The organism is Streptomyces sp. NPDC093261, from assembly GCF_044753645.1.
GTDB lineage: Bacteria > Actinomycetota > Actinomycetes > Streptomycetales > Streptomycetaceae > Streptomyces.
Map to the genome: position 1 here is coordinate 258,350 of NZ_JBIVNO010000006.1, position 16,254 is coordinate 274,603.

The 16,254-nt window shown below is 71.8% G+C and carries 17 protein-coding genes and 1 tRNA gene; 7 read left to right on the forward strand and 11 right to left on the reverse strand.

The genetic code is table 11. The annotated features are described in order from the left end of the window. Nucleotides 1-165: 165 nt before the first annotated feature. The 8 genes from def to ACIP94_RS16665 form a co-directional block, all read right to left on the reverse strand. The gene (gene def / locus ACIP94_RS16630) at nucleotides 166-816 is read right to left on the reverse strand and encodes a peptide deformylase (protein ID WP_402425715.1); all 651 of its coding nucleotides are present in this window, start codon (nucleotides 814-816) and stop codon (nucleotides 166-168) included. Between the two features lie 99 nt (nucleotides 817-915). After that, the gene (locus tag ACIP94_RS16635) at nucleotides 916-1,896 is read right to left on the reverse strand and encodes a tetratricopeptide repeat protein (protein ID WP_402425561.1); all 981 of its coding nucleotides are present in this window, start codon (nucleotides 1,894-1,896) and stop codon (nucleotides 916-918) included. Between the two features lie 138 nt (nucleotides 1,897-2,034). Continuing rightward, nucleotides 2,035-3,279: an HD-GYP domain-containing protein gene (locus ACIP94_RS16640; RefSeq protein ID WP_402425564.1), complete on the reverse strand. Its 1,245-nt coding sequence runs from the start codon at nucleotides 3,277-3,279 to the stop codon at nucleotides 2,035-2,037. Next, nucleotides 3,276-4,730, reverse strand: a complete 1,455-nt coding sequence (locus ACIP94_RS16645) for an HD-GYP domain-containing protein (RefSeq protein ID WP_402425567.1) — start codon at nucleotides 4,728-4,730, stop codon at nucleotides 3,276-3,278. The genes ACIP94_RS16640 and ACIP94_RS16645 overlap by 4 nt, the downstream gene beginning before the upstream one ends. Before the next feature lie 194 nt (nucleotides 4,731-4,924). Then, entirely contained in the window at nucleotides 4,925-5,227 is a 303-nt protein-coding gene (rsrA, locus tag ACIP94_RS16650) for a mycothiol system anti-sigma-R factor (protein WP_402425570.1), read from the reverse strand. After that, entirely contained in the window at nucleotides 5,224-5,907 is a 684-nt protein-coding gene (sigR, locus tag ACIP94_RS16655; RefSeq protein ID WP_402425717.1) for an RNA polymerase sigma factor SigR, read from the reverse strand. Before sigR ends, rsrA begins: the two co-directional genes overlap by 4 nt. A gap of 254 nt (nucleotides 5,908-6,161) precedes the next feature. Further along, complete coding sequence (locus tag ACIP94_RS16660) at nucleotides 6,162-6,797, reverse strand: alpha/beta family hydrolase (RefSeq protein ID WP_402425719.1); 636 nt, start codon at nucleotides 6,795-6,797, stop codon at nucleotides 6,162-6,164. A gap of 113 nt (nucleotides 6,798-6,910) precedes the next feature. Next, entirely contained in the window at nucleotides 6,911-7,726 is an 816-nt protein-coding gene (locus ACIP94_RS16665) for an SOS response-associated peptidase (protein WP_402425573.1), read from the reverse strand. 49 nt (nucleotides 7,727-7,775) lie between these two features. On the opposite strand from ACIP94_RS16665, the gene ACIP94_RS16670 reads away from it, so the two are divergent. From ACIP94_RS16670 to ACIP94_RS16685, 4 genes are all read left to right on the forward strand, one after another. Further along, nucleotides 7,776-8,507, forward strand: coding sequence for a M50 family metallopeptidase (locus tag ACIP94_RS16670; RefSeq protein WP_402425576.1), 732 nt, complete (start codon nucleotides 7,776-7,778; stop codon nucleotides 8,505-8,507). Nucleotides 8,508-8,614: 107 nt separating this feature from the next. Then, nucleotides 8,615-9,931 (forward strand): 3-phosphoshikimate 1-carboxyvinyltransferase, encoded by a 1,317-nt coding sequence (aroA, locus tag ACIP94_RS16675; RefSeq protein ID WP_402425579.1) that lies wholly within the window; start codon nucleotides 8,615-8,617, stop codon nucleotides 9,929-9,931. A gap of 15 nt (nucleotides 9,932-9,946) precedes the next feature. Next, complete coding sequence (gene rsgA / locus ACIP94_RS16680) at nucleotides 9,947-10,960, forward strand: ribosome small subunit-dependent GTPase A (protein WP_402425582.1); 1,014 nt, start codon at nucleotides 9,947-9,949, stop codon at nucleotides 10,958-10,960. A gap of 127 nt (nucleotides 10,961-11,087) precedes the next feature. Beyond that, entirely contained in the window at nucleotides 11,088-11,411 is a 324-nt protein-coding gene (locus ACIP94_RS16685) for a DMT family transporter (RefSeq protein WP_402425584.1), read from the forward strand. Between the two features lie 49 nt (nucleotides 11,412-11,460). Here the strand turns inward: ACIP94_RS16685 and ACIP94_RS16690 are convergent, their stop codons facing one another. Continuing rightward, nucleotides 11,461-12,069 (reverse strand): TetR/AcrR family transcriptional regulator, encoded by a 609-nt coding sequence (locus ACIP94_RS16690; RefSeq protein WP_402425586.1) that lies wholly within the window; start codon nucleotides 12,067-12,069, stop codon nucleotides 11,461-11,463. 234 nt (nucleotides 12,070-12,303) lie between these two features. Here ACIP94_RS16690 and hisN point away from each other — a divergent pair, with 234 nt between their 5' ends. Both hisN and ACIP94_RS16700 read left to right on the forward strand, forming a co-directional pair. Continuing rightward, nucleotides 12,304-13,104: a histidinol-phosphatase gene (gene hisN / locus ACIP94_RS16695; RefSeq protein ID WP_402425588.1), complete on the forward strand. Its 801-nt coding sequence runs from the start codon at nucleotides 12,304-12,306 to the stop codon at nucleotides 13,102-13,104. Between the two features lie 206 nt (nucleotides 13,105-13,310). Continuing rightward, nucleotides 13,311-13,712: a cyclic nucleotide-binding/CBS domain-containing protein gene (locus ACIP94_RS16700; RefSeq protein ID WP_402425590.1), complete on the forward strand. Its 402-nt coding sequence runs from the start codon at nucleotides 13,311-13,313 to the stop codon at nucleotides 13,710-13,712. A gap of 98 nt (nucleotides 13,713-13,810) precedes the next feature. Here ACIP94_RS16700 and ACIP94_RS16705 read toward each other — a convergent pair whose 3' ends face one another. Continuing rightward, the gene (locus tag ACIP94_RS16705; RefSeq protein ID WP_402425592.1) at nucleotides 13,811-15,265 is read right to left on the reverse strand and encodes a catalase; all 1,455 of its coding nucleotides are present in this window, start codon (nucleotides 15,263-15,265) and stop codon (nucleotides 13,811-13,813) included. Between the two features lie 143 nt (nucleotides 15,266-15,408). Here ACIP94_RS16705 and ACIP94_RS16710 point away from each other — a divergent pair, with 143 nt between their 5' ends. Continuing rightward, complete coding sequence (locus ACIP94_RS16710) at nucleotides 15,409-15,825, forward strand: Fur family transcriptional regulator (RefSeq protein ID WP_402425594.1); 417 nt, start codon at nucleotides 15,409-15,411, stop codon at nucleotides 15,823-15,825. A gap of 316 nt (nucleotides 15,826-16,141) precedes the next feature. On the opposite strand, the gene ACIP94_RS16715 is transcribed toward ACIP94_RS16710, so the two are convergent. After that, nucleotides 16,142-16,215: transfer RNA gene (locus ACIP94_RS16715), tRNA-Met, on the reverse strand. Nucleotides 16,216-16,254: the final 39 nt, after the last annotated feature.

The following is a 16,254-nucleotide window of genomic DNA, read 5'->3' on the forward strand; positions in this document are numbered from 1 at the left end:
GCTGTGGGAACGGATTTGGCCTACTCATCTCCGACCGTGCCGAGAATATCCCTTGTGTGACTGAATATCGGTCGGTTCAGACGTACACAGGATCGAATGTGCGACGCACACATGAACGACGCCTGGCCGGGCGCATGCCCGGCCAGGCGCCGTGGACCATGGGTCTCAGTCGTTGGCCACCACGGGGTAGCGGGGCTCGTTCTCGGCCATCTGACGCAGGGCCTCCTTGCGCTCGCGCTTGGACAGCCGGTCGATGTACAGGTAGCCGTACAGATGGTCCGTCTCGTGCTGCAAACACCGGGCGAAGTAGCCCGTGCCGCGCACCTTGATCGGGTTGCCCTTCTCGTCCTGCCCGGTCACCTCGGCGTAGTCGGGCCGGGCGAGCGGCGCGTACGCGGTCGGGACGGACAGGCAGCCCTCGTTGCTGTCGTCGAGGCGGCGCTGGTCGGCGGGCAGGTCGACGAGCTTGGGGTTGCAGACGACGCCGACGTGCCGCACACCCTCGTCGTCCTGGCAGTCGTAGACGAAGACCTTCAGGTCGACGCCGATCTGGTTGGCGGCCAGGCCCACGCCCTCGGCCGTGCGCTGGCTGGCGAACATGTCCGCGACCAGCTTCTCCAGCTCCGCGCCGAACTCGGTGACGTCCTTGCACTCCTTGTGCAGTACCGGGTTCCCGACGACCGTGATCGGCCGCGAGGAGCCGCGCTCGCGCCAGGCCGCCTCGCGCTCCTCGGTGTTCTCGGTGTCGATGACGAAGCCCTCGTCGTCCACGGGGAGCACGCCCGCGTGCTGCTGATCGGTGTCCTGCTGCGCCATGACCGACGTACGCCTTCCTGCAACCATGGGAAATCCTGCGAGTACAGACTACGGGGCACGCTCGGGTGCCTCCCCGGGATTCACAGGCCGGGCCGCTGGTCAGCAGACCTCTTCGAGGTCCCGCCAGTCCCGGGAGTCCGGGCTGTCCGCGACCCAGCCGTCGAGCAGCCCCCGCACCAGCGAGTCGGGCGCCGCGATCCCGCACTCGCGCTCGGGCACCCAGAGCTGCCCGTGCGTGCGGTGCCCCAGCGGTCCCGGATGCCCGGGCTCGCTGTGGTCGTGCGGATCGAGATGTTCGCCCTCGCCCTCGTCGGAGGGCATCCGGGACTCCGAGCACGCGCGGCACAGCAGCCGCACGGACGAGGACCAGTCCTCGGCGGCGAAACCGGCGTCGGCGGCGAGCTGCTCCAGCGCGTCCCGGTCGTCCTCGGTCGCGGCCTCCAGCAGCACCACCCAGGTGGGCACCGGCGAGGGCGCCCACAGCTCGATCTCGTCGAAGACCGGATAGGCGTGCCCGGCGGCCGTGGTGCGCTCCCCGTGGGGCACCCCGTCGTGCAGCACGACCTCGCCCCAGCGGCGCCCGGAGGACGGCAGCGGGATGGACAGCACCTCGATGCGGGCGGGATCCAGCCGGCGCCCCCACACGACCTCCGCCTCGCCCTCCGGCGACAGCCGTACGGCGGCGCTGCCCAGCTCCATCCCGGTGAGCTCGGTGGAGACGGCGGCCCCGCCGGGCACCCGCAGCCCGTACGCCTGCCAGGCGCGGCGGGCCAGCGGCCAGTCCTGGAGCGCGGTGGCCGCGATGCCCACGTTCCACCAGTCCGGTGCGCCCGTCTCCCGGTCGAGCAGGGCCACGGCGCGCAGTCCGGCCGCGCGGGCCTGCTCCCAGTCGTGGCGGAACTTGTGCAGCAGGGCGAGGTTGAACCAGGACTCCGACAGCCACGGCTCCAGGTCCGCGGCACGGGTCAGCAGCGCACCCGCGTCCTCGTACCGGCCGTCGCCGATCAGCGTGAACGCGCGGTCGGTGGCCTGCCGCCAGGAGGCGGAGGGCCGGTGCCGTCCCTTCCCGAAGATCCTCACGATTCCCGCCTGCCAGTCCCTTGCGATTCCCGCCTGCCGGTTTCCTGCCGTCCGCGGGGTCACGCGCGAGCTGTGCCCCCGAACACCTCTCCTCGCATCCAACCACGTACCGCCGGACGGGCGCTCATTACCCATGGGTTACCCCGCTGTCGGCAAGGTCAGACCGTCTCTCTGCAACACTCTCGCGAGTGACTCCACGACCTCGGGCTCGTACTCGCGGGCGCAGGCGAGGCGCAGCCGCTCCAGCGCGCTGAGGGGTCCCCCCGGCCCCGTCTCCTCCCGCGCCATCTCCTCGTAGGCGTTCACGGCCCGGACGATCCTGGCGCTGACCGGCTGCTCCCGGTACGGGTCCGCCTGCCGCTCCACGACGACCGCGACCTCGGCGTCCACCCCGGTCTGCCGGACGACGGCGCCGCCGAGCAGCGCGATACGCCGCTGTTCCTCGGCCGGCAGCGCGGCGGTGGCGCCCGACGGCACGGGGTCGACGAGGCTGAGCTGCCCGATGTCGTGCATGAGCGCCGCGTACTCCAGCACGGTCAGCTCGGGCTCGCTCAGGCCCAGCTCACGGCCCACGGCCCGGCTGAGCGCGGCTACCCGGCGGGCATGCCCGGCGGGCGTGTACCCGGCGATCTCGGTGGCGCGCGCCAGGGAGGCGATGGTCTGCCGGTAGGTGGTGCGCACGGCGGCGTAGCGCCGGTAGGAGAGCTGGGTGAGCAGCAGCGGCAGCGAGAAGACGGGCAGCGCCCACAGGCCCACCACCGCGACGGCCGGTGACATCACGGCGCCGGTCGCGCAGACGGCGGAGCCGATGCCGAGCCTCGCGCGCAGTTCGTCCCGCAGCAGCGGCCCGAACGGCCAGCGGGTCCGGGAGTGCGCCAGGGCGGCGGCGAGCACCGCGTCGCACAGGGTGGTGAGCACCAGCTGGGCGACGACCAGCAGCGTGTATGCGGGGCCGCCCCAGCCGTGCGGTCCCACCTGGCGGTAGACCGGCTGGAAGCAGACGGCGGCGAAGCCCACGGTCAGCAGGCGGCGGGTGAGGTGGTCGGCGGTGGGGCCGCGCCCCCGGGCCACATGCGGGACACAGCCCGCGAGCGCGGCCGCGAGGACCACGGTGACGACCTGCGGGACGCCGTGGTGGGTGGGGCGCCCGGCGATCTGCCCGAGCAGGGCGTAGGAGAGCGCCCCGGCCGCGCCGAGGGGTGCGGGCTCCCGCTCGTCGCTGCCGCTCCACCGGGCCAGCTCCCCCACGGCGACGAGCACCCCGAAGGCAAGGGCGACGGCGGGTTCCTCCAGGCCGTGCCAGAGGGTCAGGCCGAGGCAGCCCGCGGCGAGCAGCGCGGCGGTCGTGTGGGCGAGGACGAGGGGGCGGCGGCCGGCGGTCACGCGCCGCCCCCGCCGTGCCCCCGCCCGGCCGGCTGACCGGCCAGGGGCAGGACCGGCGGCGGTACGTTTCCGTGCTGCTCGTCGGCGGTCACCGCCGGGTGCCGGCCCCCGCCGTCACCGTCCGGGCCGGGGCACCCCCATCGCTCCAGCGCGCGGATCAGCGCGTCCACCATCGCCGGGTCGAACTGTGTGCCCGCGCACCGCCGCAGTTCCTCCAGCGCGGCCGCGACGGGCCGGGCGCGCCGGTAGGAGCGGGTCGACGTCATGGCGTCGAAGGCGTCGGCGACCGCGACCACCCGCGCGGGCTCCGGGATCTGCCGGCCCCTCAGCCCGTAGGGATATCCGGTGCCGTCGAGCCGCTCGTGGTGGTGGAGGATCGCGGACCGGGCCTCGCCGAGGAACCCGATGCCGCGGACGATCTCGTGGCCGTACTCGGGGTGCAGCTCGATGATCCGGCGCTCCTCCGGGGTGAGCGGACCGTCCTTGCGCAACAAACGGGTGGGCACACCGAGTTTGCCCACGTCGTGCAGGATGCCGGCGAAGCGCAGCACCTCCACCCGGCGGTCGTCCAGGCCCAGCTCGCGCGCGATCATCATGGAGGCCTGTCCGACCCGTTCGCTGTGGCCGCGGGTGTAGCCGTCCTTGAGGTCGACGGCCTGGACGAGCGCGCGGATCGTCGCCTGATGGGCGGCCCGCTCCCGGTGGTACTGGGCGAAGGCCCAGCAGGAGACGTACATGGGCAGCAGCACGAGCAGCGCGGTCACCGGCCCGTAGGGGCTGCGCCACAGCACGGCCATCATCAGCCCGGCCAGCCCGTGCACGGCGACGGGCGCGAGGGAGCGCAGAAACAGCCCGCGCCAGGCGGTGCGCGCGGGTGCCCTCCCCCGCTGCCTCGAGGACGCGGGCGGTGCCCCCGCGCCCAGCGCCAGGATTCCGCCGTCGAGCACGGTGAGCACCAGGCAGAACGCCACGACCGCGGCCCCGGCGGTCAGGAGGGCGTGGGGGAAGTGGGGGCCGACGACCGCGCCGTGCCCACCGAGGGACCAGTGGACCCGGGACGCGGCCCACACGGCGAGGGCGAGGCGTGCGGCCCGCCAGCCGCGGCGCAGCCATGACGGCCGTTCGGCGACATGGGCCAGCAGGGCACCGGGCAGCGGCACGAACGCGGCGGCCGCGGGTGGCAGCAGAAAGGCCCCGGCGAGCAGCACGGGATAGAAAGTGCCCATGCCCTCCAGGGCCCGGTGTCCGCCGGGGGACGTGCGCGTCCGCCCGGCCCGGGTGCGGCCGAGGGCCCGGGGCAGGGGCAGTTGCTCGCAGCCGACGTAGAGCGCGGCGAGCAGGGCGACCGCCCACCAGGAGACCGGGAGATCGGGCAGGCGGGCCACGCACACCAGGGCGGCGAGAAGGGCGCACCCGACGAAAGCGGTTGCCGACGGCCGGACCGGCCCCATGTCGTACCTCCCCCGAACCCGCGCCGTTGTGCCGGACCGGCTGGATCCGGTCATGCCCCGTTCAGGCTCGGGAGCCTAGAGGGGAGCACGGCCCAGGGGGGTGGCTTTGGGGGAATCCGTGGGCCTATGACCCACGGATTAGCACATTCGAGTGACGGGCCCTCTGAGATTGACCACCGTCCTCGAACGGACGTTCAGGACTCCTGTGGTGTCGCCGTCACATCGTGCTCGGGCACCGTCTGGCCCGAGCGGATCAGCTCGATGCGGCCCATGACCTTCGCCCGAAGGTCGCTCGGCACATCGTCATGGCCACAGCACCGCTTGACCAGCTTCTTCACGGCCTGCTCCAGGCCGTACTTCTCGAGGCACGGCGAGCATTCCTCGAAGTGGTGCTGGATCTTCGTGCGGTCTACGTCCGGCATCTCACTGTCGAGGAACTCGTAGAGATGGTCGAGGACCTCACTGCAGTCCGTCTCGTGCGGCTCTCCGCAGCTCATGAGCCCGAGCCTTTCGCTTCGTCCGACTCTCCGGCGCCGGCCGGGACCAGCCCGCGCTCTCGGGCGTAGTCCTCGAGCATGCCGCGCAGTTGACGGCGGCCCCGGTGCAGCCGGGACATCACCGTACCGATGGGTGTCCCCATGATGTCCGCGATCTCCTTGTACGCAAAGCCCTCTACGTCAGCGAGATAGACGGCGATGCGGAATTCCTCGGGGATCGCCTGGAGCGCCTCCTTGACGTCCGAGTCGGGCAGGTGGTCGAGCGCCTGCGACTCGGCGGAGCGCAGACCGGTCGACATGTGCGACTCGGCGCGCGCCAGCTGCCAGTCCTCGATCTCCTCGGCCGCGCTGCGCTGGGGTTCGCGCTGCTTCTTGCGGTACGAGTTGATGAACGTGTTGGTGAGGATCCGGTACAGCCAGGCCTTCAGGTTGGTGCCCTCGCGGAACTGGTGGAAGGACGCGTACGCCTTCGCGTACGTCTCCTGCACCAGGTCCTCGGCGTCCGCCGGGTTGCGCGTCATGCGCAGCGCGGCGGAGTACATCTGGTCGAGGAATTCCAGCGCGTCCCGCTCGAAGCGCGCACTGCGCTCGGCGGACGACTCCGCGCCCGTCCCCCGGCCCTCGGGCTGCTCCGCCTGGCCGTGTTCGGTCCCTGCGTCGGTACCGGTGACCGGACCCACCTCCTCCAGCGACGTGGCAGAACCGAAACCGGTCCCACTGAGATCGGAGGATAGACGAACACCCTTGCCCGCCGCCGCCCGAACAGAAGCGGCCCTGGCCGCGTGCAGCACCGTCCAGTCCAGGTCAGCGCTGCTGCTGCGGCTCGGGCAGATGGTCGAACCCATGCGGCGGACTCCCTCTCGTCGTACGGTGCAGCACGGCCGGTGCTGTCTGACCCGCACAACAGTGGTCCGCCCCGCAACATTCCCGGGCGTCACCCGAACGACGCGAGTGACATGGCCCACTTCGCCACCGCGTGGGTGATGATCCCAAGGACCTGCTCCTGGCCGGGATCCGCGCGCTTGGGCACCGCGAAGCCATGATCGGCGTCCGGCACCTCGACGATCCCGTAGGAGCCCCGCGGGAACTCCTCCGGCCTGCCGAAGGGGTCCCGGCCGCCCTGGACCACAAGAGTGGGCACGCCCGCGCCCAGCAGCTCCCCGGCGCGGGACTTCTCGGGCCGGCCCGGCGGGTGCAGCGGGAAGCTCAGCGCGAGGACCGCGACGGCACCGAGCCCGGCGGCCGTGCGGCAGGCGACCCGGGCCCCGGCGCTGCGCCCGCCGGCGATCACGGGCAGCCCGGGTGCCGCCAGGGCGGGCCACACCCCGTGCCAGCCCGCGTCCAGCGTCTTCGGCGCGGGGGCCACCTTCTTGCCGGCGACACGCCAGGGCTGCTCGACGAGCGCGACGGTCACGCCGTGCGCGGGCAGTACCCCGGCGAGCGCCTGGAGGTCGCGCGCCTCGACGCCGCCCCCGGCGCCGTGGCCGAGGGCGAGCACCAGCGCGGGCTTTCTCGCCCGGTGCCAGGTGACACGGGCCGTACCGGCGTCGGTCTGCACGCTCTGCGTCACATCCGCCACGTCCGCCGCCCTCCGGCCGCCCTGTGCGGCACTGTCCGTCTCGGTCCCGCGCGTCCCCTCGGGGGCACGTCACGCGCCCCCTCGGGGACACGTCAGGGGACACGTCAGAAGAGTGTGCCCTCCTCGGGGGCCTCCAGCTCCTTCAGCAGCTCCGGGCCGTTGTTGCGGACATTGCTGACCGCCGTGGAGACCGGGTAGGCGCGCATCAGGCCGGCGGGCGGCGGCTGAAGCAGGGAGCGCAGGTCGTCCGGGTCGGTGCGGGCGGGGTCGAGCCAGGCGTCCCAGCGGTCGGGGGTGAGCATCAGGGGCATGCGCGGGTGGATGTCGGCCAGGGAGCGCGGGCCCTCGGCCGGGGCGACGGCCAGCGGGGTCGTCTCCGCCTCCGTCGTGATCACCGAGCAGGTCACCCACCAGGCGCGCGGGTGGTCGTCGGGCAGCGTCCGGTCCCGCCAGAACTCGTAGAGCCCGGCCATCGCGAAGACCGAGCCGTCGGCGGGCAGCACGAAGTACGGCTGCTTGCGCGGCCGCTTCTTCCGGCCCTCGACCTCAAGGTCGCGCTCCTGCGCGCCGGTGACCCACTCGTAGTAGCCGTCGGCCGGGACGATGCAGCGCCGGGCGGCGAAGGCACGCCGGTAGGACGGCTTCTCGTGCACCGTCTCCGCGCGTGCGTTGATCATCCGTGCGCCGCCCTCGGGCGACTTGGCCCAGGAGGGGACGAGGCCCCAGGTGAGACTCCGCAGCTGGCGAACCGGCCGTTCGTCGTCGGCGTCCTTCAGGGGACGGTCCAGGACCGCGTAGACCTGCTTGGTCGGGGCCACGTTGTAGTCGGGCGCCAGGGTCTCCTCAGGTTCCCACTTCTCGATGTCAAAGGTTCCTACGAGATCCTCAGGCCTGCGACTCGCTGCATACCGTCCGCACATACGTGCCACCCTGCCAGATCCGCCGACACCCCAGGAGCCACTCACCGCAATGGACAGCCTCGCCTCGACCTCGCTGAGCGCCCTCCCCGACCTGTGGGACCGGATCTTCGGAAGCCAGCCCGATCCCGACCTGTGGGTGGTGATCGCCGCCCTGGTCGCCGCCCTCGCCGTGGTCGTCCCCCGGGGCGCCTGGCGGATCGCGCGCAACGCCATCACCATCGCGCACGAGGGCGGCCACGGACTGATCGCGCTGCTGACCGGCCGTACGCTCACCGGCATCCGGCTCCACTCCGACACCAGCGGCCTCACCGTGAGCCGCGGCAAGCCGTACGGCCTCGGCATGATCCTCACCGCCGCCGCGGGCTACACCGCTCCCCCGCTGCTCGGTCTGGGGGGCGCGGCGCTGCTCGCCACCGGGCACATCACACTGCTGCTGTGGCTGGCCACCGTGCTGCTGCTGGCCATGCTGGTGATGATCCGCAACGCGTACGGGGCGCTGACCGTGGTCCTCACCGGCGGCACCTTCCTGCTGGTGTCCTGGCTGGCCGGTCCCCAGGTCCAGGCGGCGTTCGCGTACGCGGTGGTGTGGTTCCTGCTGGTCGGCGGCGTACGCCCGGCCTTCGAGCTCCAGTCGAAGCGCTCGCGCGGGGGCGCCGGGGACTCGGACGCGGACCAGCTGTCCCGGCTCACCCATGTACCGGCGGCGATGTGGCTCTTCCTGTTCCACGTGGTGTCGCTGTGCTCGCTGATGGGCGGCGCACAGTGGCTGCTGCGGCTCTGACGGGCCACGGCCGCACGTTCCGGGCCACTACCAGACCAGGGTTTCGCTCCGGTTTCGCCGTTATTGATCAAGATCTACGGACTGGACCAACCACTACAGTGGGGCGCATGACCGTTAACCCCGCACACACCGCCCTCTGGACCGCCCCGCACGCGAGCGGAGCCGTCGATGCGACGGTCCACGTGCCCGGGTCCAAGTCGGTCACCAACCGTGCCCTCGTCCTCGCCGCGCTCGCCTCCGAGCCGGGCTGGCTGCGCCGCCCGCTGCGCTCGCGCGACACCCTGCTCATGGCCGGTGCCCTGCGCGCGCTGGGCGTCGGCATCGAGGAGGGGGTGGGCCCCGACGGCTCCGGCGAGACCTGGCGGGTGATCCCGGCCGCACTGCACGGCCCGGCCACGGTCGACGTCGGCAACGCCGGCACCGTGATGCGCTTTCTGCCCCCGGTGGCCGCGCTCGCCGACGGCCCCGTCCGCTTCGACGGCGACCCCCGCTCCTACGAGCGCCCGCTGAACGGCGTGATCGACGCCCTGCGCGTCCTGGGCGCCCGCATCGACGACGACGGCCGCGGCGCCCTGCCGCTGACCGTGCACGGCGGCGGCGCGCTGGACGGCGGCCCGGTGTCCGTCGACGCGTCCTCCTCGTCCCAGTTCGTCAGCGCCCTGCTGCTGTCCGCCCCCCGCTTCAACCAGGGCGTCGAGGTCCGCCACACCGGCGCGACGCTGCCCTCCATGCCGCACATCCGCATGACCGTCGACATGCTGCGCGCGGTGGGCGCACAGGTGGACACCCCCGAGTCGGGCGGCGAGGCCAACGTCTGGCGGGTCACGCCGGGCGCCCTGCTGGGCCGGGACCTGACCGTCGAACCGGATCTCTCCAACGCCCAGCCGTTCCTCGCGGCCGCGCTGGTCACCGGCGGCAAGGTCGTCATCCCGGACTGGCCGGCCCACACGACCCAGCCCGGCGACCGGCTGCGCGAGATCTTCACCGAGATGGGCGGTTCCTGCGAGCTGACCGAGCGCGGCCTCGAATTCATCGGTTCGGGTGCCCTCCACGGGATCGATGTGGACCTGGGCGAGGTCGGCGAGCTGACCCCGGGCATCGCGGCGGTCGCGGCCCTCGCGGACTCCCCGTCCACCCTGCGCGGGGTGGCCCATCTGCGGCTGCACGAGACGGACCGGCTGGCCGCGCTCACCAAGGAGATCAACGAGCTGGGCGGCGACGTCACCGAGACCGCCGACGGCCTGCACATCCGCCCGCGCCCCCTGCACGGCGGCGTCTTCCACACCTACGACGACCACCGGATGGCCACGGCGGGCGCCGTCATCGGCCTGGCGGTCGACGGCGTGCGGATCGAGAACGTGGCGACGACGGCCAAGACGCTGCCGGACTTCCCCGAGCTGTGGGCCGGGATGCTCGGGAACTGACGGGCGGACGAGATCATGCGCCGCTACGGCAAGCACACCGACGAGGACGACATCCGCAGTCGCCCGAACCGCAAGGGCAACCGGCCGCGTACGAGCATCCGGCCCAAGCACGAGGACGCGGCGGAGGGCATGGTCCTCACCGTCGACCGCGGGCGGCTGACCTGTCTCGTCGACGGGCGTGCGGTCGTCGCGATGAAGGCCCGGGAACTGGGGCGCAAGGCGGCGGTGGTCGGTGACCGCGTCGCCCTCGTCGGCGATCTGTCCGGCACGAAGGACACCCTCGCCCGCATCGTGCGCATCGAGGAACGCTCCTCCGTCCTGCGCCGTACGGCGGACGACGACGATCCGTACGAGCGAGTGGTTGTCGCCAACGCCGACCAGCTGGCCATCGTCACCGCCCTCGCCAACCCGGAGCCGCGCCCGCGTCTGATCGACCGCTGTCTGGTCGCCGCGTACGACGGCGGCCTCGAACCGCTCCTGGTGATGACGAAGTCGGATCTGGCCCCACCGGACAAGCTCCTGGAGCTGTACGGGGCGCTGGACATCCCGTACGTCGTCACCAGCCGTGAGGAGCTGGAGAGCGGTGACGCGGCGGACCGGGTGCGCGAGCAGCTGGACGGCAAGATCACGGCGTTCGTCGGGCACTCCGGTGTGGGCAAGACGACGCTGGTCAACGCTCTGGTGCCCAAGGACCGGCGGCGCACCACTGGCCATGTCAACGCGGTCACCGGCCGCGGGCGGCACACCACCACGTCCGCCCTCGCGCTGCCCCTGGCGGGCAGTGGCGACAGCTGGGTGATCGACACCCCGGGCGTGCGGTCCTTCGGCCTCGCGCACATCGACCCCTCCCGTGTCATCCACGCCTTCCCGGACCTGGTGCCCGGCACGGAGGGCTGCCCGCGGGCGTGCAGCCACGACGAGCCGGACTGCGCGCTGGACGCCTGGGTGGCCGGGGGCCACGCGGATCCGGCGCGGCTGTACTCGCTGCGGCGGCTGCTGGCCACGCGCGAGCGGAGGGAAGGGGACTGACCTCCCCGGGACACCCAGCGTTTGGCCTGCTCGGGTTTGCGTCCTCCGCACGCAGGTAATTGCTTAACTCGCACCGGGCCTGACCGACAAACGAGGCAGTCGTCGTGGTGACACGGGAGGACGAGACATGGCGTGGCTGCTGGTCATCGTGGCCGGGCTCCTCGAGACCGGATTCGCCGTCTGCCTCAAGCTCTCGCACGGGTTCACCAGACTCTGGCCCACGGCCGCCTTCTGCTGCTTCGCCCTCGGCAGTTTCGGCCTGCTCACCCTCTCCCTGAGGAAGCTGGACGTGGGTCCGGCGTACGCGGTGTGGACCGGGATCGGCGCGGCGGGAACGGCGATCTACGGCATGGTGTTCCTGGGCGACCTCGTCTCGACCTTGAAGATCGTCTCGATCACGCTGGTGATCGTGGGCGTGATCGGCCTGCAACTGTCCGGTTCGACCCACTGACGAACGCCCCCTTCAGGGGGCGGGGAACCGCGGGGCCGTGGACGCGCCCTCACCGCACCGGCCGCGGCAGGGCCTGACGCACCAGCTCGGTGACCCCGCCCTCCCCCGGCGGAGCCGCGACACAGGACAGGGACAGCCGTACGACCAGTTCGCAGACGCGGGCCAGCTCCACCGCCTCCGCCTTGGTCGCCACCGGTCCGGCCACCGCCGTGACGGCGCGGTCGCGGACCAGGGACACGAAGTCCGCCGGGGACGGCAGCGGCCCGTCGGCCCGGCGCTGCGCGGGCACCGCGGACGTGGACGGCACGGCCGAGAGCGTCGGCGTGGGCAGCCGCTCGCTCCAGCAGCCGGTGAGCATGGCGCGGACGAGCGGATTGCCGCGGGCGGCGGACGTCATCCACTCGGCGATCGCGGCCAGCCGCTCCCGGGGGTCGGTGTGCACGGCGAGCGCCCGGTCGACACCGGCGAGATAGCCGTCCGCCTCCCGCCGCACCAGGGCCCGCGCGAGCCCCTCCTTGCTGCCGAACTCGTTGTAGAGGGTCTGGCGGGAGACACCGGCCGCCACGGCCACGTCCACCATCCGCACGGCGGACCACGGGCGACGCGCGAGCGACGTGTAGGCGGCGTCCAGTAGGGATTCCCGCGCAGCAGGCATCATCGCCTCCCTCGGGCCGGCGGCTCTGACGCACAGATTTGACGTGCGCACCAGCACTGTCAAGGGTTCGCGACGGCGTCGGGGAGCGCCTTCCGGCCGCGCACGCCGTGATCGCGCCACCGGGCCGGGTCACCGCGGCGGGCGGCCGTCGGCGCCCAGACGGCCGGGACATCGGGGATCCCGGAAGATCCCTGGGTCGTGTGGCCCTTCCCGGGAAGGGGCGGATACGGTTCGCTCATGCCCGACTATCTCGACGACCTGCGGCTCGCCCATGTACTTGCGGACGCGGCGGACGCCGCGACCATGGCCCGCTTCAAGGCCCTCGACCTCAAGGTCGAGACCAAGCCGGACATGACGCCGGTGAGCGAGGCCGACAAGGCCGCCGAGGAACTCATCCGTGGCCAGTTGCAGCGCGCCCGGCCGCGGGACGCGATCCTCGGCGAGGAGTACGGCATCGAGGGCACGGGGCCGCGCCGCTGGGTCGTCGATCCGATCGACGGCACCAAGAACTACGTCCGCGGAGTGCCCGTCTGGGCGACCCTGATCTCCCTGATGGAGGCGGGCGAGGGGGGCTACCAGCCGGTCGTCGGCGTCGTCTCCGCGCCCGCACTGGGCCGCCGCTGGTGGGCCGCCAAGGGCCACGGCGCGTTCACCGGCCGCAGCCTGTCCTCGGCGTCCCGGCTGCATGTCTCACGCGTCGCGACGCTGTCCGATGCCTCCTTCGCCTACTCCTCCCTGTCGGGCTGGGAGGAGCAGGGACGGCTGAACGGCTTCCTGGACCTGACGCGCGCGGTGTGGCGCACCCGCGGCTACGGCGACTTCTGGCCGTACATGATGGTCGCCGAGGGCTCGGTGGACATCTGTGCCGAGCCGGAGCTGTCCCTGTGGGACATGGCGGCGAACGCGATCGTCGTGACCGAGGCCGGCGGCTCCTTCACGGGTCTCGACGGCCGGCCGGGCCCGCACAGCGGGAATGCGGCGGCCTCGAACGGGCTGCTCCACGACACCCTGCTCGACTACCTGAACGACCGCTACTAGGACACCATCGGTGCTGTTGTGCACCGCGAGCGCCCCTGAACTCACGACGTGCGCCCCCTTGTTGACCCGCGCTTTGCCTGCGAACCTGGGAATCCCCCACTTGTGAAATTGTGAAGCGCGGAACAGGCGCCTCCGGCGGGCGGCATCCATCGGATCCGGGGCCCTGAGCCAGTGCATTCCGGCACACCCAGGAGGTGGCTCCGCCCATGCTCGTCCGCGACGCCATGAGCACGATGGTCCTCACCATCGGCCCCGCGCACACCCTGCGCCAGGCAGCAACCCTGATGTCCGCCCGCCGCGTCGGCGCGGCCGTGGTCCTCGATCCCGACGCCGGCGGTCCCGGCATCCTCACCGAACGTGACGTCCTGAACTCGGTCGGCCTCGGCCAGAACCCGGACACCGAGCGGGCCGATGCCCACACCACCACGGACGTGGTCTTCGCCACGCCCACATGGACCCTCGAGGAGGCCGCCGCCGCCATGGCCCACGGCGGCTTCCGGCATCTGATCGTGCTCGACCGCGACGAACCGGTCGGGGTCGTCTCGGTCCGCGACATCATCCGCTGCTGGGCCCCGGCCCGGCACCGGGTCCCCGCCACGGCCCCCTAGCCGGCCCGCGCGCCCGGCGCCGGCGGCGAACGCGCGAACGGGCCGGAACCCCCTCGGGGATGCCGGCCCGCTCCCTACGACAAGCGGTCCAACCCGGGTCAGCCGCGCAGGGCCTGGACCGCGGCCTCCAGGCGCTTGCCGAAGTCTCCGTCGGCCTGACGGAAGTTGTTGATCGCGCGCTCGGCGATGTCGTCGCGCGAGACCTTCGAGATGGCGCCCGCGAGGTTGGCGATCAGGCGCTCCTTCTCACCCTCCGACATCAGGCGGTAGAGGTTGCCCGCCTGCACGAAGTCGTTGTCCTCGGCGTGGACCGGGGCCTCGTGGTTGCCGGTGGCGGCAGAGAAGCCGTTGAACGACTGCCACAGCGGACGGTCCGCCTGGAACGGGCCGCCGAAGCTGTTCGGCTCGTAGTTCTTCGCACCCTTGTGGCGGCCGTCGTACAGGTAGCCGTCACGCGAGTTGGTGCGCGCCTCGGTGGCGTGCGGGCGGTTCACCGGCAGGTGGTCGGCGTTGATGCCGACGCGGTAGCGGTGGGCGTCGCCGTACGCGAAGAGGCGGCCCTGGAGCATCTTGTCCGGGGAGGGACCGATGCCCGGCACGAAGTGGGCGGGGCTGAAGATCGACTGCTCGACCTCGGCGAAGATGTTCTCCGGGTTGCGGTTGAGCTCCAGCTTGCCGATCTCGATCGGCGGGTAGTCCGCGTGCGGCCACACCTTGGTGAGGTCGAACGGGTTGAAGCGGTAGGTCGCCGCGTCCGCCGCCGGCATGATCTGGACCTGCACGGTCCAGCTCGGGAACTCGCCGCGCTCGATGGCCTCACGCAGGTCGCGCTGGTGGGAGTCGGGGTCCTCACCGGCGAGCTTGTTGGCCTCGTCGGTGGTGAGGGTCTTGATCCCCTGGTCGGTCTTGAAGTGGTACTTGACCCAGAAGACCTCGCCCGCCTCGTTGTTCCACTGGTAGGTGTGCGAGCCGTAGCCGTTCATATGGCGGTACGACGCCGGGATGCCGCGGTCGCCGTGCAGCCACGTCACCTGGTGGGTGGACTCCGGCGACAGGCCCCAGAAGTCCCAGACGTTGTCCGGCTCCTGCGAACCGGTGTAGGGGTCGCGCTTCTGGGTGTGGATGAAGTCGGGGAACTTGATGGCGTCCTTGACGAAGAACACCGGGGTGTTGTTGCCGACGAGGTCGTAGTTGCCCTCTTCGGTGTAGAACTTCAGCGCGAAGCCACGGGGGTCACGCACGGCGTCCGCGGCACCCAGGTTGCCCGCCACGGTCGAGAAGCGCAGGAAGACCTCGGTCTGCTTGCCGACCTCGGAGAGGAACTTGGCGCGCGTGTACGGGGTGACATCGGCGGTGACCGTGAAGGTGCCGTACGCACCCGCGCCACGGGCGTGCACGACGCGCTCCGGGATGCGCTCCCGGTTGAAGTGGGCCAGCTTCTCCAGAAGGTGCTGGTCCTGAACGAGAACGGGGCCGCCGACGCCCGCGGTCTCGCTGTTCTGGTTGTCGGCTACCGGAGCACCGGCTTCCGTCGTGAGCGGTCCCTGCGTCACTGCGCCTCCTGCGTCGTTTCTGACCAACCCGGTCGCTTGGCCAAAGCCGATCTCGATCCTACAATGGACAATGTCTAAGTCAAGCAAAGTTCCAAAGTCACACCCATTCGGGACCTGGTCCCCTTGCTGTTAGGCTGGTCTGTATGAGTGACCTGTTGGAACGGCTGCGCGGACGCGGATGGCGAATGACCGCGCAGCGGCGCGTCGTAGCCGAGGTCCTCGACGGTGAACACGTCCACCTGACGGCCGACGAGGTACATGCGAGGGCTGTCGCCAGGCTGCCCGAGATCTCCCGGGCGACCGTGTACAACACGCTGGGTGAGCTGGTCTCCCTCGGCGAGGTGCTCGAGGTCTCCACGGACAGGCGCGCCAAGCGGTACGACCCCAACGCCCACCGGCCGCACCACCACCTGGTCTGCGCCCGCTGCGGCGCGATCCGTGACGTCCACCCGACGGGCGACCCGATGGCCGACCTCCCGGCCGCGGAGCGCTTCGGTTTCACGGTCTCGGACGTCGAGGTGACGTATCGCGGGCTGTGCCCGGACTGCGCGAGGGCGTAACGCAGGCTCTCCCGGGGGCCCCGGCACCGCACAGGTGCCGGGGCTGTTCGCTGTGTGGGGCGCGTCCATGGCGGGTGATCTTCCCCAGGGGCCGCTTGCGTACGCTTCGCCGGGGGCAGGAAACCGGTCTGTTCACGGACGGGCAAGAGCCGTGCTCTGGCGGGCAGGAATCGTTCTCCGACGGCCGGGAGCCGGTGACCGAGAACCGCCGCGACCGAGAACCGCCGCGACCGGGAGCCACCGGGGAGGGTGGGCGATCACCGGCCGTATACGCGCCAGGGCCGGAACCCTTTCGGATTCCGGCCCTGGACTTCAGTAGCGGGGACAGGATTTGAACCTGCGACCTCTGGGTTATGAGCCCAGCGAGCTACCGAGCTGCTCCACCCCGCGTCGGTGAACGCAACATTACGTCAACAGTGTGGACCGAGG